Source organism: Polystyrenella longa (assembly GCF_007750395.1).
GTDB classification, from domain to species: domain Bacteria; phylum Planctomycetota; class Planctomycetia; order Planctomycetales; family Planctomycetaceae; genus Polystyrenella; species Polystyrenella longa.
Window position 1 is genome coordinate 5,929,864 of the sequence record NZ_CP036281.1, and the last position, 26,177, is coordinate 5,956,040.

At 51.4% G+C, this 26,177-nt stretch carries 20 protein-coding genes; 8 read left to right on the forward strand and 12 right to left on the reverse strand.

What is annotated here, in order from left to right; genetic code table 11:
• Positions 1-287: 287 nt before the first annotated feature.
• The 4 genes from Pla110_RS21700 to accD all read left to right on the forward strand — a co-directional run bounded on the left by Pla110_RS21700 (position 288) and on the right by accD (position 3,368).
• Positions 288-536: a hypothetical protein gene (locus tag Pla110_RS21700; RefSeq protein ID WP_144999190.1), complete on the forward strand. Its 249-nt coding sequence runs from the start codon at positions 288-290 to the stop codon at positions 534-536.
• A gap of 249 nt (positions 537-785) precedes the next feature.
• On the forward strand, positions 786-1,493 hold the full coding sequence (gene rpe / locus Pla110_RS21705; protein ID WP_144999193.1) for a ribulose-phosphate 3-epimerase: 708 nt from the start codon (positions 786-788) through the stop codon (positions 1,491-1,493).
• A gap of 87 nt (positions 1,494-1,580) precedes the next feature.
• Positions 1,581-2,189, forward strand: coding sequence for a histidine phosphatase family protein (locus tag Pla110_RS21710; protein ID WP_197440383.1), 609 nt, complete (start codon positions 1,581-1,583; stop codon positions 2,187-2,189).
• Positions 2,190-2,507: 318 nt separating this feature from the next.
• Complete coding sequence (gene accD / locus Pla110_RS21715) at positions 2,508-3,368, forward strand: acetyl-CoA carboxylase, carboxyltransferase subunit beta (protein ID WP_144999197.1); 861 nt, start codon at positions 2,508-2,510, stop codon at positions 3,366-3,368.
• Positions 3,369-3,574: 206 nt separating this feature from the next.
• Here the strand turns inward: accD and Pla110_RS21720 are convergent, their stop codons facing one another.
• The 3 genes from Pla110_RS21720 to Pla110_RS21730 all read right to left on the reverse strand — a co-directional run bounded on the left by Pla110_RS21720 (position 3,575) and on the right by Pla110_RS21730 (position 9,407).
• On the reverse strand, positions 3,575-6,562 hold the full coding sequence (locus Pla110_RS21720; protein WP_144999199.1) for a hypothetical protein: 2,988 nt from the start codon (positions 6,560-6,562) through the stop codon (positions 3,575-3,577).
• A gap of 128 nt (positions 6,563-6,690) precedes the next feature.
• A complete protein-coding gene (locus tag Pla110_RS21725; protein WP_144999201.1) occupies positions 6,691-7,758 on the reverse strand; it encodes a KpsF/GutQ family sugar-phosphate isomerase in 1,068 nt (355 codons plus the stop codon).
• Positions 7,759-8,018: 260 nt separating this feature from the next.
• On the reverse strand, positions 8,019-9,407 hold the full coding sequence (locus Pla110_RS21730; protein ID WP_144999203.1) for an MFS transporter: 1,389 nt from the start codon (positions 9,405-9,407) through the stop codon (positions 8,019-8,021).
• 712 nt (positions 9,408-10,119) lie between these two features.
• Between Pla110_RS21730 and Pla110_RS21735 the strand changes: the two genes are divergently transcribed.
• Complete coding sequence (locus Pla110_RS21735) at positions 10,120-11,886, forward strand: helix-turn-helix domain-containing protein (protein WP_197440384.1); 1,767 nt, start codon at positions 10,120-10,122, stop codon at positions 11,884-11,886.
• Between the two features lie 91 nt (positions 11,887-11,977).
• Here Pla110_RS21735 and Pla110_RS21740 read toward each other — a convergent pair whose 3' ends face one another.
• The 3 genes from Pla110_RS21740 to Pla110_RS21750 form a co-directional block, all read right to left on the reverse strand.
• Entirely contained in the window at positions 11,978-12,718 is a 741-nt protein-coding gene (locus Pla110_RS21740) for a DUF4328 domain-containing protein (protein ID WP_144999208.1), read from the reverse strand.
• A gap of 349 nt (positions 12,719-13,067) precedes the next feature.
• Entirely contained in the window at positions 13,068-13,265 is a 198-nt protein-coding gene (locus tag Pla110_RS21745) for a hypothetical protein (protein WP_144999210.1), read from the reverse strand.
• A gap of 140 nt (positions 13,266-13,405) precedes the next feature.
• Positions 13,406-14,632: a hypothetical protein gene (locus tag Pla110_RS21750; protein WP_144999212.1), complete on the reverse strand. Its 1,227-nt coding sequence runs from the start codon at positions 14,630-14,632 to the stop codon at positions 13,406-13,408.
• Between the two features lie 80 nt (positions 14,633-14,712).
• Between Pla110_RS21750 and Pla110_RS21755 the strand changes: the two genes are divergently transcribed.
• Positions 14,713-14,994 carry a hypothetical protein gene (locus tag Pla110_RS21755; protein WP_144999214.1) on the forward strand — a complete coding sequence of 94 codons (282 nt, stop codon included), beginning with the start codon at positions 14,713-14,715 and terminating at the stop codon, positions 14,992-14,994.
• 505 nt (positions 14,995-15,499) lie between these two features.
• Here Pla110_RS21755 and Pla110_RS21760 read toward each other — a convergent pair.
• Together Pla110_RS21760 and Pla110_RS21765 are read right to left on the reverse strand one after the other, a co-directional pair.
• Positions 15,500-17,215 (reverse strand): S1 RNA-binding domain-containing protein, encoded by a 1,716-nt coding sequence (locus Pla110_RS21760; protein WP_144999216.1) that lies wholly within the window; start codon positions 17,213-17,215, stop codon positions 15,500-15,502.
• Between the two features lie 303 nt (positions 17,216-17,518).
• Positions 17,519-18,370 (reverse strand): formylglycine-generating enzyme family protein, encoded by an 852-nt coding sequence (locus Pla110_RS21765; RefSeq protein ID WP_144999218.1) that lies wholly within the window; start codon positions 18,368-18,370, stop codon positions 17,519-17,521.
• A gap of 351 nt (positions 18,371-18,721) precedes the next feature.
• Between Pla110_RS21765 and Pla110_RS21770 the strand changes: the two genes are divergently transcribed.
• Positions 18,722-19,306: an REP-associated tyrosine transposase gene (locus Pla110_RS21770; RefSeq protein WP_144999220.1), complete on the forward strand. Its 585-nt coding sequence runs from the start codon at positions 18,722-18,724 to the stop codon at positions 19,304-19,306.
• Between the two features lie 718 nt (positions 19,307-20,024).
• Here Pla110_RS21770 and Pla110_RS21775 read toward each other — a convergent pair.
• The 3 genes from Pla110_RS21775 to Pla110_RS21785 form a co-directional block, all read right to left on the reverse strand.
• Positions 20,025-20,975, reverse strand: a complete 951-nt coding sequence (locus tag Pla110_RS21775) for an FkbM family methyltransferase (protein WP_144999222.1) — start codon at positions 20,973-20,975, stop codon at positions 20,025-20,027.
• Between the two features lie 6 nt (positions 20,976-20,981).
• Positions 20,982-23,195, reverse strand: coding sequence for an FdhF/YdeP family oxidoreductase (locus Pla110_RS21780; RefSeq protein ID WP_144999224.1), 2,214 nt, complete (start codon positions 23,193-23,195; stop codon positions 20,982-20,984).
• Positions 23,196-23,564: 369 nt separating this feature from the next.
• Complete coding sequence (locus tag Pla110_RS21785; RefSeq protein ID WP_197440385.1) at positions 23,565-23,984, reverse strand: VOC family protein; 420 nt, start codon at positions 23,982-23,984, stop codon at positions 23,565-23,567.
• Positions 23,985-24,143: 159 nt separating this feature from the next.
• On the opposite strand from Pla110_RS21785, the gene Pla110_RS21790 reads away from it, so the two are divergent.
• Positions 24,144-24,764 carry a metal-dependent hydrolase gene (locus Pla110_RS21790; RefSeq protein ID WP_144999228.1) on the forward strand — a complete coding sequence of 207 codons (621 nt, stop codon included), beginning with the start codon at positions 24,144-24,146 and terminating at the stop codon, positions 24,762-24,764.
• A gap of 142 nt (positions 24,765-24,906) precedes the next feature.
• Here Pla110_RS21790 and Pla110_RS21795 read toward each other — a convergent pair whose 3' ends face one another.
• Complete coding sequence (locus tag Pla110_RS21795; RefSeq protein ID WP_144999230.1) at positions 24,907-25,923, reverse strand: beta/alpha barrel domain-containing protein; 1,017 nt, start codon at positions 25,921-25,923, stop codon at positions 24,907-24,909.
• Positions 25,924-26,177: the final 254 nt, after the last annotated feature.

Consider the following 26,177-nt stretch of genomic DNA (forward strand, 5'->3'; position numbering starts at 1 on the left):
GTCTCATTAGAACAAACGTACCCTCCACGCTCTAATTTACCCAAGCAGCCTGGAGAATCTCTCGGTGATGAGGCGGTCGATACGAGAATTCAGGCTGAGTTTCGCTGAAGAATAGAGTCTTCCTAAGTCGTTTCCTCTGCGCCAGTTGATGCCCGTAACCTGAAGAGGTCACCACAGCGGTTCGAAAATCGGGCTCAAGCCGCCTGTCCAGCATGGCCGAAAAACTGCTGTAGATGCTCGATCTAATATCTGTTCCTCTAAGTGCTTACTGTATAGGCAGATACGTTTTGTTAACCAGCAAATTTGCGTTCGCCACCTTATTCGACTGGACTACTGAATTCAGCAACGTCAAAATAATGAATCCGGTATTTCAGCCCGGTTCTGTTTCTGTTCAGGAAGTCGGCCTCATCGAGAGACCATTCTGGCAGAAGCTTCCCGACAGCGATGTTTACTGTAACTGGCCCTATTCACTTCAGCAGGTCCACGAAGCAGAGTCCGTTTTGACCCGCTGTCGTACTCTTTTAAGCGAAACGTAATGATCGTTACTGAATTTAATCTCAATCCGCATCATCGCTTTCCCTTCGAGATTTTCTACGCTAAACGATTGCAGTAGACAAAGCTTCTCCATGAAGAGTCTCCCCGGCCCCACTTCTGGTTGGCCGCATTCATCACGACGGCTCTTTTCCCTCATCTTACCTTCGAATCAATTTCGATAATCGTCAGTCGGTCTACGGTCTGGATAGGTCAGACTCTGCCCCTGTCGCCCAAGCTACAAGTTGAAACGTATGGATCATTCCACCCGAAAACAGAAACTGCGAGCATGCCTGCCCACCATCGCTCCCTCCATGTTGAAATGTGACTATGGAAATTTGCAGGCAGAGATCGAACAATTAACACGTGACGGCGCTCAGGTACTGCATTGGGATGTCATGGACGGACACTTTGTTCCCAATCTGTCTTACGGAGCGCTGTTGCTGAAATCGTTACGAAACAAAACCGACCTGTTCTACGACGCCCATTTGATGATCAGTGATCCCGACCGCTACCTGGACGACTACCTCGACGCTGGCTGCGATGCGATTACCTTTCATATCGAAGCGGTCCCCGAACCAACAGCCTTGTTGAAACGTATTAAGGACGCCGGCGTACTGGCCGGGCTTTCGTTCAATCCGCAGACACCCGTCTCGGCAATTGAACCCTTCTTCGGCGAAACAGACCTCGTTCTGTTAATGAGTGTCGAACCGGGCTTTGGCGGGCAGTCCTTTATTGAATCCTCCGTCGAGAAAATGCAGCAACTGCGAACCGCCGCCGGACTGGACGTCATCTTATCCATTGATGGCGGAATCGGCCCCGACACCCTCAGCGGTCCAGCCAGATCGGGCGCGGATCTCTATGTCGCCGGTAGTTCGGTCTTCGGAGAAGAAGACTACGGCGTCGCCATTCGCGAAATGGAAACACTCGCGCGGGATCAAGGTCCAACATACTCGAACTGACAAACACGAAGGTGAGGGATTGTTCCCTTTCTTTCAAACACAAAACATTACCTCTTCTCTTTTCGAAAATTCAGGATGCCAGCAATTATGGCTTCAATCCTTTTAATTCATCCCGGTTGTACTGACTACGATGAGCAACGGCGTATTCAGGGCCGACTCGATTTGCCGCTCAGTGACAAGGGAGAACATCAGGCCGACGATCTGGCGGAAATGCTTGCCGATGCGCCGCTGGAAGTGATCTACTGCGGTCCGTGTGAATCGGCACGGATGACGGCCGATCGAATCGCCGAGCGACTCGACATTTCCGTCGTCGAACTGAGCGGACTTAGCAACGTCGACCAAGGTTTGTGGCAGGGTATGAAGCTGGAAGATCTGCAACGGAAGAATCCGCACGTCTTCAAGCAATACCAGGAAACTCCGGAATCAATCTGCCCTCCCGAGGGGGAACTGGCGGCGGACGCGAAAAAACGCATTCAGAAAAGTGTGAATAAGATCCTCAAAGGGAAATCCCCTTGTGCGATCGTCGTGCCGGAACCATTGGCCTCATTAATTGCCTGCTCACTCAAATCGGAGCGGTTGGAATTCGCCCTGTTAAACAAAGCGGATAAATGCAAAGACTTCGTAGAAGTCATTCGGGATGACGACTCAGTTTTCGCCGACGAAGAATTCGTCACACCTCCCGCCTCACCCAAATGAAGAGCACGCCGTCGCCCGGTCTCCCGATCAGGTAGACGCGGATGGGGAGGAAGAGTAGCGAACCTGTTTAGTGACATTCACCAGAAATTCATGTAAACTCTACCGAATCTCAAGCGAGAATACGTGTCCCTTTGAACAGTTCCTGGCTGCAAAATGCTGGACTCGCTCTTGTTTCCATCGAAAAAACCGGATAAACAACGCCCAGCGCCAGAGAATCCCTGCGACAGAGCTTCCGGGGAATCGATACTATAGAAGCAACCTGAATTTATCATCATCCCGGGAAATCTCTCCCGAGTCGATCGTAGAGCATGGAACCTCATGGCAACTTCTTCCAGTGAAACTTCAAATACAACCGATCCTCGCCAGCAGTCGAATCGCCCAAAACGAGGCGTTCCTGAAGGTTTGTGGCTGCGGTGTAACGGCTGTCAGGAGACCGTCTTTCGCAATTCGGTCGAGAAAAAAATGGGAACCTGCCCCGAGTGCGGTTACCACTTCTACATTTCGACCGATACCCGCATTCAACAGTTGCTGGACGAAGACAGCTTCGAAGAGTGGTTCACCGAACTGAAATCGGTTGACCCGCTCGGCTTCGCTGATCGTAAACCGTATCCGCAACGTCTGGAAGAAGAACAGAAACGAACCGGCTTGAAAGAGGCCTGTACCGCAGGACGTGGTTACCTGCGAGGGCGTCCTTTGGTTGTCTGCATTACGGACTCGTCTTTCATCATGGGAAGTATGGGATCCGTCGTCGGGGAAAAACTGACCCGGGCGATTGAACAGGCGACCGAACTGAAACTGCCTCTGATTATCGTCAGTGGTTCCGGCGGCGGCGCCCGAATGCACGAGGGAATTTTCTCCTTGATGCAGATGGGAAAAGTCTCTGCAGCTTTGGCTCGTTTTCATGGAGCGGGCGGACTTTACATCAGTGTGCTGACCAATCCCACCATGGGGGGCGTGGCGGCCAGTTTCGCTTCGCTGGGAGACATCACTATCGCGGAACCGAAAGCTCTCGTTGGCTTTGCCGGTCCTCGTGTGGTGCAGGCGACCTGTAAGATGGAACTGCCGGACAATTTTCAGTCTTCCGAATTCCTGCTGGAACACGGTTTCGTCGATCGCATCGTCGCACGCGAAAACATGCGAAGCGAGATCTCCCGCCTGATCGACTACTGCGGTATGTAGTCTGCTGTGAGTATTTACTGTTGAATATCAGTGGCGAGAAACTGCGGCAAGTAACTGGCTATCGTCTGATGGCTACATCATGTTGGTTGAAGCTTAGCTTGTTTCGTTGACGCCTCGTATGCCAAACCTTTAGAGGGTATCTCTGCGCATACAAATCCTTTGCATGCATTTCGATGTGCCTTATAGACCGATACCCATGTGGGTCGCTATTGAACCCCTTGACCACCTTGGAGTTTGTCAATGACGATCTGATTTGTATCGGGATACCAGGTCATTGCTTTCGCAATCGTGCCTACCGGTTCGCCCCCTGCCTGCTCCTGTCGCCAGAAGTAGACCGACTCGCGTCCCAGCGAACGGAGATGGTACCGCTCCTTGGATTGGTCATAAGAAACCCGATCGGCGCGGGCATGGAAGGTATCACTTTCCAAGCGGACATTTCCGCTGGCCAGCAATTCGACAAATGTCGCCTCTTCCTCGGAGCCGGCCACCTGTTTTTTGATCTGGTTGATATCCAACTGCTGTGCGGACATCGTGCCTGAGCCTTCTACCAGCTGAGAACGTTGAATTACCTGATGAGGTTGCTGCACCGGCCCGTACAGCATTTCGACGCCTCCATCAAAAGTGTTGTTTCGTTTGCGCAGGTTGCCGCTTGATTTTCGATTGAAATCGACACGGATATAATTCCAGGGAGCGTCGCTCACCGAAAGGGATTTGTTCGACATAACTGAAGTGCTCGTTTCGAGAGAGGCCAAGTCCCCTTTGTCTTCGTCCTGAACCCAGATTTCAAAGTGACCCGGACCGATCGATTCCGTCTCGCCTGTTTGAGGGTGAATGTGGAGTTCCCACATTTCCCCCTTACGGATTTCAGTTAACTTCTCCCCTTCGAACTCTTTACTGAAGATGCGGACCTGTTCCTTACATTCAATCAGCTCGATCTCCGGCCGTTGTTCCTCTTCTTCATTGGACATGGCGATGGCTTCGGTGAAATGGACATTCATCGTCTGACAGGTAATTTTGCTTTGATTGGCTTCCGACATCGCAGTAACATGCCCAAAGAAGGAAGCTGTCTTTCCACTGAAAACCATTTTCTCCTGCCAGGCAATTGTCAGGTTGTCGGGCGATTCCAGGTCCTTGCCTTCGAAGTTCTTACGGATTTCCAAACTAAGTTGACCAGGTCCCAGAACTTCGGCCTGTTCTGTTTCGGTATAAACCTGCAACTGATTCCCGGACAGATGTACTTGATGTCCCTGAACTTCCGCGGGGGCACCAAACACCGTGATCGTTTCCCGTCCGATATTGTCCCTCCAGAAGCGAACCAGATTTCCGGCTATCGCCAGATTGCGGTTCTCTTCAGGACTCGTTCGCTTCACCATTACCTGTTCTAGAATCTCTGCCTGATGCAGTACTAGTTCTGGTTTCTTTTTGTCTTCTTCATTCTCTGAGGCAACATTTTCATCGAGATGAATCCGATGCACGATGATTTTCATCTCTTTAGAAGTGACTGTGGCTGGATCTTCAAAACGGTCCGGAGTTTTGTTTTCTTCCGGTTCGTCATGACGCTCTATCACGCCACCCGGCTGATCATCTTCTGTGGAATGACCTGCCTGTTTCAATTGGTTGGCTTGCGCCATCGTCATGTCTTGAATCCAGACCTGCGTTAGCTCATTCCGGGCTTCCATGCTTTGCATCTGCATTTGCACATTGTCTTCGGCCCGCACAAATACGGGTTGTCGTTTGCTGTCCGGTTCTTCCTGGCTTCCTTCGACCACCGGGGCCAACCACTCTTCCAGTCGCACCAGAATGCTCCCTGCAGAAGCAGCGAAGTTCTGTTCAGGAACCTGAAAGAAAGCCTGCTCTTCCAATCGAATAATGTCCTGGTCCGATTCAATATCATGCCAGAAATGCATCTGTTTCATCCAGGAGGCCTGGAACTTCGTATCGCCCGATTCTTCATCTAACTGAACCAGTTTTCCGCGACCCAATCCGATGACCGATTCAATGTCATCAGCATCGTTGTGGATCAGCTGCAGTTCCGGACATTGTAAGTGGTTCTCTCCCATCTGGGCCGAGACCCCCCAGGAGCCGTTTAAGATCGCAGTCCGTTTCTCCAGGTCATAGACCAGATTCACGGTCTCTACCAGCAGTTCCTGCTTTTCAACGATCAATCTCACTGGTTGGCCGGAGGCGCTAATGCGGCGGACCTGACTGAGCCCGTTATCTTCCTCTTCTTCAGACGTTTCTGTAGAAGCGGACTTTACTGCTGGAAACGCGGGAGGTTCTTCCTCGGCCGCCATTTCTATCGTTAATTTTTCCGGCGCATAAAGATGTTCCGACTCGCCCGGTTTAACTTGGCGGTGGATTTGAACGTTATCCAGTAGTTGCGCCACATTCGACTTCAAATCGTAGATCAGGCTTCCCTGTGACGATACAGTTACGGGCCCTGAAAAATCGGCAGGCTCATTGGGATCAATTTCCGTCAGGGGTGGTTGGTATTCAATACTGACGTTTTCACGCAGTCGTAAACTACGTACTCCACTGATAGGAATCTGGCCTTCACGTTTCAGAGCTTCATCTACCTCCAGATTCACGACGAGTCCGTCAGCAAACCCTTCGGTACCGTTGTACTGGAATTGAATTCGTTTATCGTCACAGACGATGCTCATCGCCTCTTCAGAATATACAAAGTTGCTTCCTTCGATGGAGAGCCCGTCTTGTCCCTTGATCTCGACGTTTCCACGTAGCTGGCCTTTAACCACCCGCAGTCCTTTTGGAGCACTGGTAAGACTGAACTCGCCGTTGAATTCAACCGTTCCTGAGTCGCAGGTCACGGTGAAGGGTTCCAGCGGTTCTTTGTCTCCTGGTTTCTGAACAGGGACCCAGATCATCGCGAATGGCTCAAAGCGAATCATTGTACCTTCCTGTTTCAATTCCTGCGCAAAGATATACGCCTGGTCTCCCATCTTGAACTGATACCCGGGGTTCTGCTGAACCCATTCGATGTTCTTTAAATGCTTGAGGGCCAGCTCCCGGTTTTCAATCGGTCCCCGTCTAAGTTCAGGAGAGGTAACCGGAATTCGATGTTCGAGCGCAAGCGTCGGTGGCGTCAACATGGGATTGACGAACCGGTGATATCCCCAGCCAATACCCATGAGTAGGCTGGTTATTATCATCGTGATCATAAATTGGCGACGCATTCGCACAGTTCCAAAGGTAAGTATTCATTTCCGATCCAGTGAACCAGATCAGGAAACATTGTTCTATTTCAAGCTTGTAGTTGAACTTTTGACAGAGTGATCAAAACCATGGTGATCAAAAGAGGAATTCAGGCTGCTCGTGCTCTCGAAGAATTTTGAATGGGTTGGCTTCCCGCCGGAAGCAGGCTGATTACGTCGGTGATGTCAAGCATTCCAATGGGTTGATGTTGCTGGTCAATTACGGGTAATTCACTCAGTTTACGCTCAGAGAGAAGAGCGACCGCGTCCGAGATTAACAGGTCCGGCATGACTGTGGTTGGGTTACGAGTCATGACCGATTTGATGGGCGCATCGAGTAGCGAATCGTGGCGGGTTTCCAGTAAACGGGCCAGGTCCGAGTCGGTGAAGATCCCGGAGAGCCTCTGTTGTTGATCGACGAGAACAATCGCTCCCGTGCGACGTCCATCGATATGAGCAGTCGCCAGCACTTCTCTCACTGTCTGTTCTTCAGAAGCTACCCTCACTCGGGAGCCAACCCGCATCAGATCACGGACGGTTTTAAATTGGAGTCCCAGGCTACCACCCGGGTGCCAGGCTGCAAACTGTTCCGGTTTGAATCCGCGCCGACGGGCTGTGACCAAGGCAAGAGCATCCCCCAGGCCGAGCATCGATGTTGTACTGGTTGAAGGAGCCAGGCCATGAGGACCGACTTCAGTTTGAGTCCCAAGAGCGATGACAACATCGGCTGATCGGGACAATGAACTTTGGTCATGCGCCGTTACGGCGATGATCGGGATATCCAGGCTGGTGACAAACGGGATGAGGCGAAGCAGTTCTTCGGTTTCACCACTGTTCGAGAACGCAATCAAGGTGTCCCCCTGACGCATGAAACCTAAATCGCCATGTACCGCTTCTACCGGATGCAGGAAATGAGCACGCGTGCCGGTCGAAGAAAGGGTCGCCGAGATTTTCTGAGCGATCAGGCCGGCCTTACCGATGCCGGTCAGAATGACGGTTCCCCGGCATTCGGCCAGCAGTTGAACAGCGCGGCAGAAATCGCGATTCAGCCGTCCAGCGAGTTTGATCAGCGCCGTTCCTTCCGTCTGCAGAACATCAGTCGCCTCTTGTAGAATTGATTCGACTTCAGCAGGTGCGAGCGGAGCAGAAACAGGTTTTGTCGTTGCCGCGCGATTCATCGGTCATCGTCCCTGACGTGAATTGCGATAATAGATCAGTTCAATCGGGATCCATCCCAACTGTGGGGAGTACAGCTCCGGCGACACAACCACCAGTACCACAAGGGTTTACTGGCACAATATCACAGCCGATAAAACTTTCGTTTCACCCCGATTTTCGCCTGAAAAACAGGGGCTGACTCCGGATCGTGGATTATATCGAGGCACTTTCAGACGGTCAATCCGAGCCTGAACAGGTGAGACGGGGGGATTGGGAAAGGTCACTCACCCGATGGTTGATCTGCTTGAGGATGCGGATCGACTTTCAACAGGAACAGTAGAGCGAAGTATCGTCCCAGCAACGAGAGCAGAATAATCGTGTGGTATTTGCCGGGCTCGGAAGGATCGCCCCCCAACTGCCATCTCCACCCAAAGATTTCGAAATAGATATCAGAGATCAACTGCGGATCGCTGTTAGAGAATGGCATGCTGAAAGCGGAAAAGTACTCGCTCAGCAAGTATCCTCCAAACAGTCCGCTCAAACCGGCCAGCATCCCAGCTACTCGATAGAAGAGGGCAAGTTGCAGCGTATTGTCACCCGGTGGGCTATGCTTGAGCAGCAAGTTCAGCCCGCCGATGTTCGCCGCCGCGTAAAATCCCCATAGCAGATAACAACCGACCAACCAGCCCGTCTGCTCGGCTGTTGAAGGAAACCAGAAGAAGAGTCCGGCATTGGCGAGGAGCAACCCACCCCACAACATTTGCTTGTCACGGCCTTGGTCGCATGCCTTGCCTGCCAGGTAACTGACGGGCAGTTTGACAAACCGCATCAACCCCAGCAACACAAAGCTATAGGTTAGACTGAGGTCGAGCACATTGCGGGAATAAAAGAAGAAAACCGATTGAGTTAACCCATTAAAGAACGCGAGCGTCCAACTGTGCATCAGCAGCCATCGCAACGAAGGATATCGCCATATCGAATGAAAGAGTTGTCCCCAATCAACCCGTTTGATTTCAGGATTCACCTCTGTATCGGGTAATTTCCTCAGCGGCCACCACGAAACCAGTTGCAGAAGAATCCCACTGACAAAAGCCAGAACGTAAAAGACATCCAGATCATCGCGCGTGTAATGCGTGTTCAATCGATCTCGAATCAGACCGATGGCAGTCGCCCAGATCATTAATACAATCAACTTGGCGATGTTCCGAAACGCAAACAGCTCTCCCCATTTTGAACGCGGAGACAGAACAGACAACCAGGAGACGTACGCCGTATAAGAAAAGGCCTGCAAGATTTCAGAGACACCCAGAAAGACGAGAAGTAACATCACCAAGTGTGAATTATCGTGATTGTTGTCGTCCAGCAAGAGGCAGAAGGGGATGCCGAGAGCGACTAACCGGGAGGCAAACAGGCAGCGGGTCCAGATTTTTTTGAGCCGGAACTGGAATTGCAGCAGGACACGAGTGAACAGGGCAAACAGGCCAACCAGTTCGGGGAGGGCGATGACGATACTGATCGCGGCGAAACTGACATCCAGGTCGTAAATGAAATAATGGAGAAACGCGCCACTGGTAATGACGTGCCCCAGCGACCACAGGGCCTGGTTTTTAGCCACTCCGACTTCCAATTGCTTCTGGGATCCCGGCGCCACAGGCATTGGATTGCTCAATTACATCTCCCTTACCGAAACATGGCGTTCGTTCCGGCTGATTTCCCCCAAGCCGTTGCCAGACTTGAGGTTCGGATTGCCTCGCTAATATTTTTTCGCTTCTATCATTCCCTTTTTCACCTTTCCGGTCAACCTGAGGACGATATTTACTTCACCTTGACTGTCCCGTTCGTCGACGGAAATTTGAAGAGGCCATAAAAGCAGGTCGTAGGGGAACTGATTTCCGCGACTACAGGAAACGTTAACTCTTTCGCCCAAACTACTTGCATTGCCTAGTAGGAGGCTTAAAATAAGGGAACGGGCGGAAAGGAACTTCTCTCGCGGACGGCCCGGGTAGGGATACTGCCAGTTGTAGTGAATCTTTGGATTTGCAACGAAACCCTAAAACACGTCCTAAGGTTTACCACACTTTTATGATCTACACCCAACTCCTGTTTGTCAGCGGGCAGAAGGTGTGAAACAGTAGAGTGTGTCGATCTGACTTCGCGAATAACCGATAAGAACAGAGATTCTCCCCTCTGAAACGAATAAGACTGTGAAGTCCGTATATAATTACAGGTGAATCTTTTTTAGGCGATCTATCGTTTCCGAAGCGATGTGCCGTTCTCGAAAAAGAGTCACCTCCGATAACGATCCTTTCCGCAGCTCATGCTGCAATCCTGTCCCAACCGCATTCACGCGAGCTGGTCAAATACCCGGAGTTCCTGCAAACATGGCTAACCGATATCTCAGTCTGGAAGAAACCGCTGAACTGCTTGGAATCACCCCTGACGAATTAAAGCAGATTCGGAATCGTAATGAAATTCGCGGGTATGCCGATCGGGGTTCGTGGAAATTCCGTGAAGACGAGGTCAACGAGTACCGCCGTAGCCAGCGTCCCGATTCCGATCCGGATGTACCGCTCTATCAGCCGGAGCCACCTGCTTCGCCCGTGACGCCGGAAGACACGGCCTCCATGGCCGACAGTTCGTCCGACAGTGACGTCCGTCTGGTTCTCGACGAAAACCTCGTCGGCGACGACAGTGAACCGGAAATCTCCTTCGATTCGATTGGAGACTCCGACAGCGACGTGCGACTGGTCGATCAGAATATTGATAAAAAATCAGACAGCGATGTCAAAATCGTCGCCAATGACACCGGTGCAGAATTGCCAGTCCCGAACGATTCCCTGAGTGGAACCGACTCCGACGTTAAACTGGTCAGCGCCGAGTCAGACAGTGATGTGAATTTGATTCAGGACGACTCCGATAGCGATGTCAAAATCTCCAACGACGACACCCAGATGGAAATTGAAACGACCGGCGGAAAACAGTCCGACAGCGACGTAAAAATTGTCGAGACAGACAACGACGTCATTCAGCCCATCAGTATCGCGGGTACCGATCCAGATGCCTCGCTCGCTGCCGAAAGCGACAGCCACGTGAATCTCGAACCGGAACTGGACGAGATGGGCGCAGACTCGGACTCCGACGTACAACTCTCTGAAGATGAACCCGAAACTGGCTTCGACTTCGGAAGCGATAGCGATGTTCGACTCGTTGGGGACAAGAATCCTCAGCTCGAAGGGAGCGACAGCGATGTCGCCCTCGTCTCTGATGAGGATCTTGCCGACGAAAGCGGCATCTCCCTCGCCGAGAGTGAAGATTCAGACATTCGTATCTCGGGCGAAAGTGGAATTTCCCTGAACGACCCGATCGACAGTGGTATCTCCCTTGAATCCGATGACAGCGGCCTGGCTCTCGAGCCGGAAGACGATAGTACCATTTCTCTCCTGCCCGACGACGACAGCGGTATCTCCCTCGAAATGGCGGATGACAGTGGCATCTCTCTCGAAGATGACAGCGGCATCAGCATGGAACAGGATGAACTTGAGGGAACCATCCCCATGATGGCGACCCAGGGAGGAAAGGATACCGACAACTTCGACACGATGGCCGACGAATTCGCTCTGTCTGATGACACGAGCGACGATACTGAAATGCTCTTCATGGAAGATGATGAAGATCAGGCGTCGACGATGGCCGGAGCAGAATCAGCCGATGCCTTTGAAATGGCCGATTCTGAATTCGAAGACATGGAGAGTGAAGAATTCGAACTTGAAGGTTCGCTCGACGAGTTCAATGAATTCGAAGGAGAAGATTTCGACTTCGAAGAAGATGGTGAATCGGTCTCCACGCTGGATGAATTCGACGTCTTCGATGCCGACGATGATGTCTTCGATGAAGAAGGGTTCGAAACAGGCGAAAGTGCTGCCGACTTTGGTCGTCCCATGCCAGCCGGTATGGGCGGGCGTTCGGAAATGGTGGCAGCTCCCGCCGAATGGGATGGCTTGTCAGTTGGACTCGCATTCGGCTCCGCCCTGGTAATGCTACTTTGCATGTTCATCGCTATCGACCTCGTTCGCTCCATGTGGGCACCACTCCCCGCAACCGGCAGCCCTGGTGGACTACTGATCGACACGCTCGGTGGCATGTTCTAAGAGCCACTAAAACTACCACTCATAAAAATCAAACCACCCGTCTGAAATCAGGCGGGTGGTTTTTTGTTTGTAGTGTTGTTTGGAATGAATGTCATTCCGTCGCTAAAAGCGTTTCGCCGCAGACGGGACATTCGGCGAGGTTATTACGAACCTGTTCACCGCAGGCCGGGCAGGTGGTTCCCAGCTCGAATAGAATGGCGTGCTTCTCTTCCTGTTTCTGGTGTAATTGCCGTACCAGTCGCACCATCACAACAATCGAGGCAACTTCCACAATGACCAGGGAGAGTTGCCCCTGGTAAGTCCACTCAGGCGCAGCAAGAGTTGTCCAGAAGGTGACGATCATCGACAGAATCGTTCCACCGACCCAGACGAGCCACCAAGTCAACACGACCGGACTTGGCCAGTTGCGACCTTCTTTCTCTAGATCAGTAACACTGTGATTCCATATTCGTGAGACGATCGGGAGGCCAAGTCCGAAGTTGACGAACGGAATAAAAAAGAACAGCGTGGCCCATCCCGGAGTAAAAGCAGGAGGCTGAGTCACTGATAAAGCAAAAGCATTCACGCTGCTTCTGTATATCCAGACGAGAGAAGCAATCAGAAACACCCAGTTCACGATCCCCGCGAAGATGCCGAACCCCAGTTCGACGTTTGTTGCTAACTTAAACAGAAAATCGTCATTCTTATTCTGCCCATTCATTTCGAGATAGATAAAAAACAGACTGATGCCGACCCAAACCGGCACGCAAACAGCGCGAACCAGACAAACGCCAACGACAAACCGGGAAATTGATCGCGTACTGGTGTATTCGTAATCAGTGGAAATGGCCAAGTTGCTATCCTCTCCCGATGGGTTATTGCAAAACCAGCGATCTGCTGTCCATCCAGCATGACGACTCCTGTGGAATGCGTAAAGGGGATCAACTGCCCTGAGACCAAGTCATGATGTTATTCGAATCTTATCGAGCCAATAGGGTTTCACCGATAGGGAAATTGAGTATCTCAAATTCCCCATTCCCGCCACGGAATCTAAGTTCTCTCTATTTGGCGGGAACGGAAACAAGACATTCCAGACGGAGATAATCCAGTGGGCATTTTTTTATGCAGAATCATTCGCACCAGTGCTTCTTCGATTATCCCGGAATCAACTATTGCATGAATGTATTTGGAATAGGTGTCGTTCAAGGTTTCCCACGAATCGGGAAATGTTGGCTCCAAATAACCCCGGGATACACCAGAAGGAATGATCTCTGATGAAACATGGCGGGAATCAACAGGTCAGCTTTCGCATCAAAGCTGATAAATGCCCCCGCTACTTCTTCTTTCGTTGCAGGCAAGGCCCTCTTGTGCTGCAAGGAAGGCATATCGACAATTCCCATTTAACTTGACGATTTTCCTTATAGAATTTCACAAAGGCCGTGACTGCCCAGACCAGCCATACAGTCGCAAACAAAGCTGTTATAATGATGCCATTTTCCAGTCTAAAAAAACAGGAGTCGCTGTTGCTGGAGAACTCTTTTTAGTCATCTGAGTCCCCTCCATCTCCCGTATATGGAATGGGGACTGTTAATTTCGACCAACTGAAATCGATTTCCTGTTTAGTATCAGTGAGTCGATTATAATACAGTGCGCGTTTTTGCTTCAGATGAATGAGAAACCAGGCGCTTGCATCAACAACAGGAGTAATATGCGTTGCATTAAACGGGATTGTTTTGCGATAAACAACTTTGCTGGTAATTGGTTCGAACAACAGAATTTCACTGCCTGTTCTATCTTCTGTGGCCATTGTTGCCCAAAACACTAATGAGGAACCATCTTGCTGTGGGCATAGTTGGTATGTGAAGTGTGAGTAATCGATCTCTTGATCCGTAGCAAATCCTTCCGGATGGATAAGTATCAGCTCGGCTCGCAAGTGAAGATTTTCATCAGTAAATAATCGTGGTAATTTGGTCACAGAATCCAGACTATACATACCCAGGTTTGGATAATACCCAGACCATTGCTCGGTCGTTTCCGGCAAATCAAGAGTTTCTGTGAAGACTTGTTGGTCGGGAGAATAGACTGCGAATGAACCATCGTATAACCTCACCCCAAGTTTACCTTCGATCAATTGCCATCCAGCCCCTACCGCTTCGGTGTCAGGTAATTCAGGGACGATGACCTCTCCGGAATGAATATCCAGAACCGCGTTGACCGTTACTGTAGCACGCTGTTTAAAAACTCGATTACCGATAGTTTCTTCTCGAACAATGTTCTTGGTCGCGATAAAATAGACATCATCAAATCCGTCAAACAGGATTAAGCTCCCTGCTGCTCCAATTAAGTAAGTAAAAAAACCGACTTCAGTTGAATTCTTAACCGAACATTGTTGTCCTTCTTTTCCTGTTTTCATGTCATGGATTTTAAGTTGCAGAGTACCGTCATGAGTCCCCATAATTGCCAACCTTGTGGCAGAGACACCATAGACGACTTCTTGTCCTAAATTTGTGCGAGACTCAATCTTGCCATCGACAAGACGCACTAACTCTGTTTCGCCATACAAACTGTTCTCGGAAGACAATATATGCAAGATACTTGGCTCGTCTGCTCTCAGATGAGAGGAGGCAAGCAGCAGCAAAAGAAGAAAGGTTTGGACAACACATCCTAAGGTACATGAACGCTGTATCGGAGTGCTTGAATCGGAGGAGCGACATTGTCTGATATTCAAAATGGATACAACACCGACAGTTTTTTTTAAAATTTTCATTTTTCAACTCCTGTTTCAGGATATATCGGAGGCCATTTTTCCTTGTTGAAAACATCCTTCTGGAACTCGCGTCTCTTTCGATGTCGATTTCCAGAAAGTACGTCGAACAGTATTCGCACCCCAAGAGTCCCAAGAAGTATACGCAGTTGCAAAAACGATTACAGCTAAAGCAACTGCCAAGTTACTCCACACTCAAGTACTTTGCAGATCGGTCGTATGTACTCGATCTCATCGACAAAATGCTGGCGAACATCATCAAAGAATTCGCCCCGACTGTCGAGGAAGCGACAATCGACCCGACACGCATGGAGACCACTTCTATAAGCGCGCACTACAAAACAGGGAGTGGAAAAGACCGCTAAAATATGTCAAGCTTTCCGTCGGTGTGTTGGTGAGCTCAATATGACCAGCCAGTCTCGTGGTCAGTTGGGGGCCTTACAATGACAAACGAGAAGCACGACCACTACTCGCTAAAACTAAATCAGTGACGCAACCACAACGTTTGTTTGCGGACAACGGTTGTTAGCGGATAAGGGACACGACGCGGAGTAGGTACATGAATTCTGCCGTGAAGACTGTAACGTGGAAAGCTGGATTCCTCCGGCAGTACATCGACAGGATGGCCAAGTCATCGGTCGGTATCGTTCACGAATGACACAGTAAACATTGCAGGAAAAAAGTTACGGAAAACGTTGGATCGTGGAATCCTTCATGAGTGGCTTGAAGCGAACGACAGGCTCCGCCCTGTCTGCGAGATCGGAGAAGGCTCTGATCGTCGAAGCTGGACTTCGAGTCCTGGCCTATGCCCTGCGGCGTTAGCCCACAAACTACGCTCTATGATTTGTTTTCAACAAGGCAAGACTGCTTCTAAGTGAAGTCAGTCGGGTTTCCGAACAGGCCGCTGCCACCGGTGTTACCAGTACCACCTTGCAGGGGCTCTTTACGTTTGCGAACGTAAGGAGTGACATCTTCTTCTGGCTCATCCTTCGCTGATTCTGGTTTGGCGATCAGAGCTTTCAGCGACAGGCCGATACGATGTTTCTTCTGATCGACTTCGAGGATCTGCACGTCGACCTGCTGGCCTTCTTTCAAAACGTCCGTCACTTTGTTCACTCGTTTATGATCGAGTTCGCTGATATGGATCAACCCTTCGACCCCCTGTTCCAGTTCGACGAATGCTCCGAAATCGGTTGTGCGGGTCACCTTGCCGGAGACCGAGTTTCCTTTTTCGTATTTCGTCTCCGCTGTCGTCCAGGGGTTCTGAACGAGTTGCTTCATACCGAGGCCGATTCGTTTTTTCTCTTCGTCGATCGAAATGATCTGGACTTCGACTTCCTGACCTTCTTTCAAAACGTCGGAGGGATGGTTGATCCGCATCCAGCTGATTTCACCGACATGCAGGAAACCATCAATCGAACCCAAGTCAACAAAGGCACCGTAGTTCTTGATCGTTTTGACTTTACCCTGGTGTTGCTGACCAACAGCGAGAGTTCCCCAGATTTCACCCTGCTCTTCTTCGCGCTGCGCCTGCAGGTACTGCCGACGACTGACGACCAGGTTTCGTTTTTTCGGGTTCACTTCCAGGACAACGGCGGTCACTTTCTGACCGACGAATGGCTCGAGGTCGCTGATGAATCCGATATCAACCTGACCTGCGGGCATGAAAGCACGGAGATTACTGACCGAGACCTCAAGGCCCCCTTTGACTGTTTTGGTAACCATTGCGTCGACAACTTGACCGACATCGACGGCACTCCAGTCGCCGCCCACTTTCTGGCGACCACCGGACAGGTTCAAGTGAATTAATCCCTCATTCGGATCGACTTTCGCGACACGCACGCTGATTTCGCTGCCCACTTCGGGAGGCCCTTTGGGGAACTGTCGAAGTGAAAGTACTCCAGAGGAGCGGAGTCCCAGTTCGATGAAGACATCGTCGCCGTTGATGGAATCAACTTTTCCTTTGAGTCGATCACCTTCACCAACTTCAGCTTCGCTGATTTTGACGGGGTCAGCATCGGAGTTTGATGCGGCGGTGGCAGCAAGATCGCCACTGGCCATTTCCCCAGCCATCGCTGCTTCCAACTGAGCGTCGATATCGGCATCGAGATCATCGGCTTTAGGAATATCGACTTTTGCGGCCTTCGGTTTAGGAGCCGAGGCTTCTTTCATCTGTTCCAGAATCGCTTCGCTATTCACGGCGCTCGTGTTTACTTCGCTTATCGCAGTTTCAGGATTCGTGGTGGCTTCCATGGCGGTTGTGGCTTCGGCAGTCGCTTCGGCCGCTGGCTCAACTGCGGGTGTCTCGGCGACCTCGGAGGTCGGAGCGGATTGTTCCGCTGCCGGTGTACTCGACTGCTCCTGAGACTGTGTTTGTTCTGGGGCAGATGACACTTCCGGTGCGGGTTGGGTTCCGACCGCTTTCATCTCCTGAGGTTGATTCCGCTTCATCCGTTCGGCCAGGGGCGCCTTTTCGGACGAGGTTGATTCCTCAGTCGCAGAAGTTTCGGGCTGAACAGTTTGTTTTTGCTGTTCCGTATCCGCTGAAGTGTTTTGGTCCGGAGTCACAGATTCGTTCGAAGTCATTTACCTAAATTCCTGGAATAGCTGATGGAGCGTCCATCCGAGTTGACCCCTTGATACAGGGGTCAATAGTCGGAATCAATCCATCCGTCGCACGGTGTGTATGGCGAACATCACATAAGTATGTTCCCACTCTACGATTGTCACGGTCCGTGGGATCTGTCTCTGTCGGCGCGATGGGGCACGACATCATTCGTTTCATGCTTTACGATAGCTAATGCCTACCCCACATTCGAGTCCGTTTTATGCCTGAACAGAGATGTTCATCAAATATTTTTGCTCCGCCGGAAAAGCCCCGCTGCCACCCTATTGGCCCGTTTCGCCTCCCGGGACAGGTGTACTTTTGACACAGCGGAACCCAACAGCATCGTCCCGGACCGATTCCTTCATCATTTTTCGATAGCTGCTGGTCAACTCATCATACCTGTTTTTCCACGATCCTCCTCGCAAAACAGCCTGTTTTGCGTCATTTGTTCGACGTGGAGAACCGTCGGTCGGGGCGTCTGTGAAACCAGCAACCCCATCGTCCGAAACGAATTCCCACAAATATCCATGCATATCGTACAGGCCCCAAGGGTTCGGTTTGAGGGCCCCAACGGGGGGATCGTTCCCGGCAGCGTTCCCGGTGTGCCAGGCAAAGTCGTCCAGAATCGAGGCCATCTTGCCGAGATCCTCGTCCGCTTGCGCTTTGTTCCCGAAGCTGTAAACGGTCGTTGTTCCCGCACGACAGCAATACTCCCATTCCGCCTCGGACGGTAACCGAATGATTTCGCTCTCGGCGATCAACTTCCGGGCCCGTAACAGACCGGTCAATTTCTCACAGAATTCCCGTGCCTCGTCCGGCGACATCATCTCCACTGAGTTCCGCGGCCCGGTCCAGCGACTCGGGTTTTCCTCCATTACCAGTTCATACAGGTTTTGCGGCACCTCATACTTCGCTATCGAAAACGAATAATCGAAGGTGACCTCGTGCACTGGCTCCGCCTGTTCTCCTTCAATCCTCGATCCCATCTGGAACGACTTTGGAAAATTTCCCTCGCCAGGAGTGATGACTACCAACTCCTCCACAAACGTCTTCAGCAAATCAGGCTCCTCCGCATGAAGCGGCACGCAGACCAACAGGGCACATAGTATGAATACAGATCGAAGATAGGTCATGGGAGAATATGTTTTTCGGGTTGGAACCACAGATGGACGCAGATAAACACGGATTTGATTTAACCATATTTCAATTGAAATAACACGATTAAAACCTGGTCCAGAGTGAAGGCAAATTGAAGTCAGGCACTTCCCCTCAATGCCAGACGACCTATTGAAGTGTGCCACGGTTTGCTTGTCAAACCGTGCCGTTGTGTGGACGATTGAGGATAAAACTTCAACGGGTTGTGATTGAGGAATCAATCCAAACGAGACAGCTTTTCTCTTGAAGGAGCATTCGAAGACCGATGTTGCAATCGCACGGCTAGACGAGCTAGCCGTGGCACCCTTGAGTGATATATCATCAATAGCATGGTCCACAATCATCGTAAAACAGTTCGCCACTTCGAGGATTCTCCCGACATTCACGAACTCACATTCTCATGTCATCAACGGAAACCGTTGCTGGTGAATGAAACTTGGAAGAAGCTCCTCGCCGAACATATCACACGGGCTATGGCTCGGCATCGATATGGTCTGATTGCATTCGTATTAATGCCGGAACATGTCCATTTACTTGTCACTCCCCAACCGGGGAGTGGATCTATCTCAACATTGCTGAGTGGAATCAAACGTCCCTTCTCCTATCGGATAAAGCAAGAATTGATAAAGACGGACAGTCCGTTATTAAACGAATTGATGATGCCTAAACGTGACGGTGAGTTCCGCTTCCGATTTTGGCTGGACGGACCAGGCTACGATAGAAACATCACGAATCAGAAGACTTTGGAATTAGCCATTAACTACATCCACGAGAATCCCGTTAAACGAGGATTAGTCGAACGGGCAGTCGATTGGAAATGGTCCAGTGGACGATCGTATGTCTTACCAGAAACACCACCGGACAGCGAGTTACCACGAATCGACAAGCTCGATTCCTTTAGGCTTGAAAAATAAAAATCAACAAGGCAGGGGTGCCACGGTTTGCTTGTCAAGCCGTGCCGTTGTGTGGACGATTGAGGATAAAACTTCAACGGGTTGTGATTAAGGAATCAATCCAAACGTGACAGCTTTTCTCTTGAAAGAGCATCGAAGACCGATGTTGCAATCGCACGGCTAGGCGAGCTAGCCGTGGCACCCTTGAGTGATATATCATCAGTAGCATGGTCCACAATCATCGCTTCTATTAATTGCCCATCTCCTTCCCCTCAATATCAGACGACCTATTGAAGTGTGCCACGGTTTGCTTGCCAAACCGTGCCGTTGTGTGGACGATTGAGAGTGTAGTTTCAACGGGTCGTGATTACGGAATCAAGCCAGAGGTGACCGCTTTTCTTGTGATGCAGCATTCGAGGACCGATGTTGCTATCGCACGTCTAGGCTAGCTAGAACCTGTCCAGGATAAGTGTGGCGGCTATCGGTCCCGAAAAGCCCTTAAAAACAGTAGAGGCCATTTCAAAACCCGGTTGTGGCTGTCTGATACTCTACATGGACAGGGTGAACGTGACCCATCAGAGGGTTTTGAAACTACTACTAGGCTACGCCGCCAGAACACGCTACGGTCATCTGGAATGCGCTCTAGCCGTGGCACCCTATGTTTTGTGCTTACTTAAGTGAATGACATCTTAAGTTGATGATATAGGCCGACAGACGAAATCGTAGGTTGGTAAGAAACTCACTTGCCTAGCAACTTTCCGATCACCCAAGTAGGTACTTGTGCTAACCCGGATGTAGACAGTCGGCGGGTGGTCCATTTATTCAGGTCGTCCAAGAGAGGTTCGTTATATAACTCTTGGGCGTTAACCATCAACTCCAGAGCGAAGCCGTGTTGGTTCTGGAGTGTGGTGAGCATCCAACCGAGGAGATAGCTTCGCAGCGAATGTTGTCCCTTATAAGTATTGAGGTAACACATCTCACCCCAACCGGGAGAGGGGCGTTGCCCTTTCGACCAAAGACGTTGACGCGTTGGGGATTGCTGGCGAAGTATTTCGGATGCAATCCGACGAGGGCCTTTGATATCGAAGTGACTGAGCCAGAAGGGTTCTTTGGATAATTGTGCCAGGACTTCGTGCAGTTTGTCTTCCCCTTCGTAAGCGTCGATCAGGCCGGGTTCGAATTCCGCGAGGAGAATTCGGTTCCGAATCTCTTCGGGCAAGCTCATGAAGAGACGCAAATCCGTCCCCTGCGAATCGGTCTTGAACCAGTCGATGCAATCAAGTTCCAGTTTATTGAGGACTTCCGGTAACGTAATGGTCGGGACGGTCGTTTTCTCTTTAACCTCGAACAACGGCGCAAAGTCCCAAACGGTCAGTGCCTCGTTGTCGGGGGAAAGCAGGCTGGAACAGAAGGGGGATTCTGTCAGGTAGAAGGGCGCGTCGGTCTGTTTTTCAGCCACAACTGCGGCGGGAATAAGATGCAACTGCTTATACCCGGAAGAGGCCGTCGTCGTTTCATCGAATTCCCGTTGATCAGCATCGAAGGCGATACAGATCGAGTGCGCCGCCAGCGATTTCCAAGCAGCGTGCATGTCACCCGACGCGCCAATATCGACCAGCACGGGCGGCTGCTCCACGAGCGTAGGGTGCGACAGAACACGATCGAACAATTTGCGGGGAAGGGAGGGCATCGTGCGTTATCCGACCGGGGTGGCGACCTGTTCGGAAGCGACTTCTTCGGGAGTGATGGTGATGACGATCGATTTATAACTGGGAGTCTTCGACGTATCATCGACCTCGGTTGAAACCAGTGCATTCGCTTCGGGGTAATACATCAAGGCATTGCCCGCCCGAATGAAGAACGGCCGGGCCAGTAGGTAACGCATTTCACCCGCGCCACTTTTGACTCGCACGCGCTGGTCGGAGGTTAACCCGAGTTTTTGCATGTCCGTTTCGTTGAGCAGTATGACATCGCGGCGTTCCTGTCCCCGGTAGATATCTTCTTCATCGTAAACAACCGTGTTGAACTGACCTTCGGAACGAACCGTCATTAACCGGAGTTCGTTATCCTGCAGAGCGGGTGGTTCCGGAATCGGTAAGGCGTGGAACTTCGCTTTGCCGCTGGGGGTTGGAAAATTGTAGCCTTCCAAGGTTCGGCCAGTGACGTGAAATTCTTTTTTGGTGGCGTCGATCTCACCCAGTTGTTCGTAACCTGGAATCAATTCCGAAATCAGTTTGCGAATGGCGGAGTGACTTTCCAGTTCGTCCCAATCAATCGGGCTGTCGCTGCCAAGCAATTTTTTGGCGATGGCGTTGATAATGCTGACTTCACTCCGTGGACCTTCCAGGCGTTGTGTTCCTCCGTCGCTCATTCGGACGAAGCTGAACATCGACTCCTGGGTTGTGGGTTGAGGTTCTTCATCGCGAGGAAAAACGGGCAGAATGATCGTTTCCTGACCAAGTCCCCAGGCGTGGCCGGTGTTTAATGTTGTCGAGAGATAGACGTTTAATTTGAGGTTACCAAACGCCTCCGTCGCGAACTGCGCATCCGGGTTGCTGCCGAACAGGTTGCCTCCCAGACAGAAGGCAGTTTCCATCTCTCCTCGCCGGGCCGCCTGCATGCAGGCCATCGTGTCGTAACCGGGTGACTTGGGAATGGAAATGCCGAGTTTTTGCTCGAACCGTTCGAGCATATTCGTTTTCAATTGCGGCACGACGCCCACGGACCCCATTCCCTGCACATTACTGTGACCACGAATCGGCATGACGCCCGCTTCACGCCGACCAACCATCGCGCGAAGCAGAGCGACGTTGGCGATCATCTGCACATTTTCGGTCGCATGCAGATGATGCGTGATTCCCATGGCCCAGGCGATAACACAGTTTTTGGCATCCATGTACTGGCGGCTCAAGTCATCAATCGTCGCGCGATCCACACCCGACTTGGTAATGATTTCGTCCCAACTCGTCTGATCGATTTGATCTTTGAATTCCGCGAAGCCTTCGGTGTGTTCATCAATAAACTGTTGAGACTGGGCATTACTTTCGAGCACATTCTTCGCCACACCGGCGAGCAGTGCCATGTCGCCCCCGATATGAGGCTGGATGTAGGTGCTCGCAATTTCGGAACCGAACAACAGGCTGCGGACATCGCTTGGCACTTTAAAGTTGACGAGGCCGAGTTCTTTAACCGGGTTCAGCACGACGACTTTACCACCGCGTCGCCGAATTTCCATCAACGTGCGCATCAACCGCGGATGATTGGAGGCCGGGTTAGCACCGACCAGAATATAGAGGTCGGTCTTATCGAGATCTTCCAGTTGAACCGTCCCCGCCCCGGTTCCCAAGCTACTCGTCAGCCCGACGCCGCTCGGTTGATGGCAATAGAACGAACAGTTGTTGACGAAGTTCGTCCCGAACAGGCGGGCCATCATCTGCAGAAGAAACCCGGCCTCGTTGGAGGAGCGGCCACTGACATAGAAAAAGGTTTTGTCCGGTCCGCTGGCGTTCATTTGCCCGGCGATTTTATCAAAGGCGTCCTCCCAACTGATGGGACGATACTGGTCGTGCTTCGGTCCACAAATCATCGGTTGAACCAACCGCCCGCTGTTCTCCAATTCGCGTGAAGAGAGGGACCGAAGTTTGGGGATCGTCATTTTCTCGAAGAAGTCCGCCGGAATAGCCGCCTGTAAATCGGACGCCATCGCCTGGAACGATTTCTTACAGACTTCGGGGAAGTGCCCCGCTTCGTTCTTCATCCCCCCGGACTGGCCCCCCATACCAACCGCACAGGTCTTACACGTATTGCGGGCAGACATCGACCGCCACATATTAAGCCACCCGACTCGATGGAACAGCTTGAAGCTATACTTCATCGCCTGCCACCCACCGCCACTTTTCAGTTTACGCATAATTCAACGCCAACCTGAGATGAACATAGAGAGAAGAAATGCCTCCGATAAGAGCATCGTTTCAGTGTATCACAGCGAAGGGGGGAGGGTGAAGGTGAGGGTGGGAGAATGTGGGAGAACTCGACATCGTTTCGATCAGCATTGTTTCGAGTTGAACGGCTGATTTTCAACACGAAGTCACGAAGACACGAAGTAAATCAGGGTAAGTCCAGACAAACTCGAAGAGTTGTCTGGACTGCATAGCGACACAAAGCGTGTGCAGAACCATCAACCGGAAATGCACCCTTGAAGGACACCCTCTCTCATTGTCATCTTAAAATCTTTGTGCCTTTGTGCCTTCGTGTTGAAAGAGAGCTTCACCCCCCCCCCCTAATCCTCCAAGATCTTCCATAACTTGGCGGTGGCCAGTTCGATGCTATTGTTGGCCGGGTCGCGGAAGTAGAGGGATTTGCCGCCCTGGGGCCAGTCGATTTCAGCTTCGATTTCGATTTCTTTCTCAGTCAGTTTTTGTCTCCATTCTTCCAGTTCGTTTTCCTTCATCCGGAAAGCCATGTGACAGGGGCCGTGGGCTCCATGGCGGGGGATCTCGACACCGGCGACTTCCATGTTGTGCCCGCTGGATCGGTCTGGATTGAAGACGAGAAACAGACTCTGCCGACAACGAAAAAAAATGTGATGCGGGGGATCCTCATCCAGCACTTCCAGCCCGAGGACATCCGTGTAGAACTGCTTGATCCCCGTGAGATCGTCGGCGTAAATAATCGTTTCCAGAACACCGTGTGGTTGCATGTCGAGTGAGTCGCTTTCGGAATGAATTCGAATGAAATGCCTCGGCGGGCGGATGCGAATTATTATATCGTTGAATTCACTACTGGACGAGTCGACCATGCGTAGCTAATATTACAGCACAGTTCTTTCTTCGTTTCCCCTCTCGACAGGGTTTCATCGATGACCACGATCGAACATGCGCTGGTCGGTATGCATGGTGCTTTACTATTAGGGGTGAATACAAAAGCGGGTTGGGCAGCAATCACGCTGGCGGCGGTAGCGTCGATTCTCCCCGACTTCGACGGGCTGGCACTGCTGGTGAGTGTGGAGCAGTTTGATGCGGGGCACCGGGTTTGGGGACATAACCTGTTGGTGATTGTGATCACCTCTCTCATCCTGGCAGGTTCACAGTATCGGTTTCACTGGATCGAACGGCTTGCCCGGCGGTCCAGCCGGATACTCCTCACCGAGGCCCAGACGCGAGTTAATAGCCCACCAGTCGCGGCCTCGTTTCTCTTTCTGTTTGTAATCGTCGCCACCTGTCAGATCGTGCATCTCTTCTGCGACATGGTGGTCTCGGGCGGCCACGGCCTATCACACTGGGAAGTCCTCCCCTTCTGGCCATTTCACAACAAGGGCTTTGTCTTCCCCCTCATCCCCTGGGGCGATGTTGGCCCCACAGTCATCCTGATGCTGGGTGCCATCACCCTCGCCAAACTCCCGCAACTCACAAAAACCATTTCCGGTGTGACCTTACTGACGCTATGCAGTTACCTGGCAGCACGCGGCGCGATGAGTTGATGAGAAGTTGAATTGTAATGAAGGAGAGTTTTTGAATCACTCTCTCCCCCCTCTCAACCCCAGCTTGCATTAGTAAGGGTGATGCAAGCTGGTAGGACAGTGAGATGGAAGCATTCAAGCCGGGAGAGCAAAGAGTATTATCCTATAGCCCTACAATGCTCGCATCGTAGGCGGCTATCTCAAACCCGGTGGGATCGGGGGTGAAGGCTTGTTGACCTCCGATGGGTTTGAGACGCGAGATGGGGATGCCGGTTAGCTCGGAGACGGTTTGGCTTAGCGGTCCAAGTTGCGCGAGATCGATTTTGACTTTGCGACCGAATTCTTTTTCATGCATCTTTAGTGCTACGGCGACTTCTTCGAGCGCGGCGTTGCCCGCTCGTTCGCCAATTCCGTTAACCGTACATTGGACGACGTTGGCTCCCTCTGCGATGCAGGCGAGTGAGTTTGCCACGGCGAGACCGAGATCATTGTGAAAGTGAACGGCGAGCAGAGCTTTGTGCAGGTTGGGGACGTTGCTCTGAATCTCTTTGATGAAATCAACCGCCTGCGGTGGAGTGAGAAAACCGACGGTGTCGGGGAAGCCGATGGTGGTTGCCCCGGCTTTGATGGCCTCGGTGTAACATTCGCAAAGAAAATCTTTTTCGGTTCGGCTGGCGTCCTCCGGGCTGAAGGCGACGATCAGAAATTTTTTGGAGGCATAAGAAACCGTCTCTCCGATGAGATCCAGAATTTCTGTTTTCGATTTATTCAGTTTATGTTCCCGGTGCAGGGGACTCGTTCCACAGAACAGGCTGACCCCCCTCTTGGCCAGTGGTTGGCCTTCGAGAGCAACTTCGGCAGCATCGACATCTCCTTTGACAGTCCGGCAGAGAGCTGTGAGGACCGGCTTTTTGATGACTCCCACCATCATACGAATGGCGTCGATATCGGCTTGCGAGGATGCAGGGAAACCGGCGTCGAGCGAATGAACTCCCGTTTTCTCAAGTAGTTGAGCAATACGGACTTTCTCGTCTGGTTCCAAGGTGGCGCCCGGCATCTGTTCGCCATCGCGGAGAGTCGTGTCGCTGAGCATCACCTTGCCCGACTTTTTGTGAAAGCCAATCACGGTGTGCTTCAGGGACTGCGAAAGATTCCATTCGAGGCGTTTAAACAGATTCATCGGGAACACTTTTTGATTCGGTAGGCAGAAGATTTTTTTCTGAACGGGAGTAACTGTATTCAATCAAGCCCAAGTTCACCAGACTCGTTTTCCTTCCCGGTTCCGCGCCAAATTTTCCCGTTTCCTTCAATTGGAGGCCCTTTGGAGGTAGAGGGACTTCGAGCGAGGTATTCATTAAATGCTGCAAAAACAGGGGTTTGGTGAAACCAACGCCCGAGGGAACGCCCACCCTCGACATTGGTGTTGACCAAACT